Raw genomic sequence first — 2,786 nt, forward strand, 5'->3', positions numbered from 1 at the left:
GAGATTGTTCAGCCTGTCAGGTCTCGGATTCACGATAAGCGGATTTGCCTACTTATCATCCTACACCCTTCGAGCCACTATTCCATCAGTGACCTCGTCTAACTCTATGCGTCCCCCCATCACTCAAACGATATAATGTCGGTATCGGAATATTAACCGATTTGCCATCGTCTACCCCTTTCGGACTCGACTTAGGTCCCGACTAACCCTACGATGACGAGCATCGCGTAGGAAACCTTGGGTTTTCGGCGAAGAAGATTCTCACTTCTTTTCTCGCTACTCATGCCTGCATGCTCACTTCCATCCGCTCCAGTACTCCTTACCGGTATACCTTCAACGCTGAATGGAACGCTCTCCTACCACTTGACCATAAGGTCAAATCTAAAGCTTCGGTGTTTATCTTAGCCCCGTTATATTTTCGGCGCAGAATCGCTAGACCAGTGAGCTGTTACGCTTTCTTTAAAGGATGGCTGCTTCTAAGCCAACCTCCTGGTTGTCACAGCAACTCCACATCCTTTTCCACTTAGATAAAACTTTGGGACCTTAGCTGTTAGTCTGGGTTGTTCCCCTCTCGACATAGGATTTTATCACCCTACGCCTGACTCCCGAGGTTACACATGTAGTATTCGGAGTTTGATAGGGTTTGGTACCGCGGTAAGCAGCCCTAGCCCTGTCAGTGCTCTACCCCTACATGCTAATGCTCGAGGCTATACCTAAATATATTTCGGAGAGAACCAGCTATCACTGAGTTTGATTGGCCTTTCACCCCTATCCACAAGTCATCCCGTGACTTTTCAACGTCAATGGGTTCGGTCCTCCACTGGCTCTTACACCAGCTTCAACCTGCTCATGGATAGATCACTCAGTTTCGGGTCTGCAGCATCTGACTATGTCGCCCTATTAAGACTCGCTTTCGCTACGGCTTCTCGTTCGATTAACCTTGCCAGATACCACAACTCGCAGGCTCATTATGCAAAAGGCAGTCCGTCACACATTAAAATAGTGCTCCGAATGATTGTAAGCCATAGGTTTCAGGTTCTATTTCACTCTGCTCACCGCAGTCCTTTTCACCTTTCCCTCACGGTACTTGTTCGCTATCGGTCTAGTAGTAGTATTTAGGGTTGGAGGGTGGTCCCCCCATATTCAGTCAAGATAACACGTGTCCCGACCTACTCGTTCCTTAGTCTAGTACCACATAAATGTTTTCGCTTACGGGGATATCACCCTCTATGTCGGAACTTTCCAGATCCTTCAGCTAACAAATATGCTATCACTAAGCGCCCTAATCCAGTTTCGCTCGCCGCTACTCCCGGAATCTCAATTGATTTCTTTTCCTTCAGGTACTGAGATGTTTCACTTCCCTGAGTTCGCCCCCCGTAGGGTAACACGATTCACACCGTGCTGGGTTGCCCCATTCAGAAATCCCCGGATCAAAGCTTCTTGGCAGCTCCCCGAGGCTTTTCGCAGCCTAGTACGTCTTTCATCGCCTCTACTAGCCAAGGCATCCACCTATGGCCCTTAATATCTTTTATTCTAATTCGCTTCACTACCTTATTTAATGTATCGCTACACTAAACTCAGTAGTCCTTGTAATTGTAGTTATTTAGTTGTTGACTTTAACAATGTTAATTTAATGATCGTTTGGTTTAAAACCAAATATAAATTCTAAAATCTAGAACTTATATTTGACTTTAATCAAATGGTGGGCCTACCAGGACTTGAACCTGGGACCTCACCCTTATCAGGGGTGCACTCTAACCAGCTGAGCTATAGGCCCGAATGTACTCGTAATTCTAATGAACTTAGATCACTGAAAACTAAGCAAGAAGAGACAAGAAACAATACTTTATTTTTAGTTCGTGAGAACTTTTGCAGCCATGAAACGAATCATGCTGCTTTACTCTAGAAAGGAGGTGATCCAACNACTTAGACTTACGTCTAATACAAATCTTTAGTTAAAAACTTGTATTAAACGTAAATAATGGTGGAGAGTAGCGGGATCGAACCGCTGACCTACTGCGTGCAAGGCAGTCGCTCTCCCAGCTGAGCTAACCCCCCATCAATAAAAATCAATGATCTCAGATCACTGAAAACTAAGCAAGAAGAGACAAGAAACAATACTTTATTTTTAGTTCGTGAGAACTTTTGCAGCCATGAAACGAATCATGCTGCTTTACTCTAGAAAGGAGGTGATCCAACCGCAGGTTCTCCTACGGTTACCTTGTTACGACTTCACCCCAGTCGCTAATTCCNGAAAGGAGGTGATCCAACCGCAGGTTCTCCTACGGTTACCTTGTTACGACTTCACCCCAGTCGCTAATTCCACCGTAAGCGGTAGCCTCCCGAAGGTTAGCTTCCCGATTTCGGGTGAAATCAACTCCCATGGTGTGACGGGCGGTGAGTACAAGACCCGGGAACGTATTCACCGTAGCATTGCTGATCTACGATTACTAGTGATTCCAGCTTCATGCTCTCGAGTTGCAGAGAACAATCCGAACTGAGAGACGCTTTATGAGATTGGCTCCACCTCGCGGTATCGCAACTCTCTGTACGCCCCATTGTAGCACGTGTGTAGCCCTGGCCGTAAGGGCCATGATGACTTGACGTCGTCCTCACCTTCCTCCTCCTTGCGAAGGCAGTCTCCTTAGAGTGCCCAGCCGAACTGCTGGCAACTAAGGACGAGGGTTGCGCTCGTTGCGGGACTTAACCCAACATCTCACGACACGAGCTGACGACAGCCGTGCAGCACCTGTTTTCAAGCTCCCCGAAGGGCACCACTCTATCTC

The 2,786-nt window shown here is 47.0% G+C and carries 2 tRNA genes and 2 rRNA genes; all 4 read right to left on the minus strand.

Annotated features, from left to right (window positions below):
• Positions 1 to 1,532: ribosomal RNA gene (locus QWY88_RS11560) — 23S ribosomal RNA — on the minus strand; the annotation flags it as partial.
• A 168-nt stretch (positions 1,533 to 1,700) separates the two neighbouring features.
• Positions 1,701 to 1,777: transfer RNA gene (locus QWY88_RS11565), tRNA-Ile, on the minus strand.
• Positions 1,778 to 1,982: 205 nt separating this feature from the next.
• A tRNA-Ala gene (locus QWY88_RS11570) sits at positions 1,983 to 2,058 on the minus strand.
• A gap of 196 nt (positions 2,059 to 2,254) precedes the next feature.
• Positions 2,255 to 2,786 (minus strand): 16S ribosomal RNA (locus QWY88_RS11575); the annotation flags it as partial.

This window comes from Sulfurimonas sp. hsl 1-7, from assembly GCF_030577135.1.
Classification (GTDB): domain Bacteria; phylum Campylobacterota; class Campylobacteria; order Campylobacterales; family Sulfurimonadaceae; genus Sulfurimonas; species Sulfurimonas microaerophilus.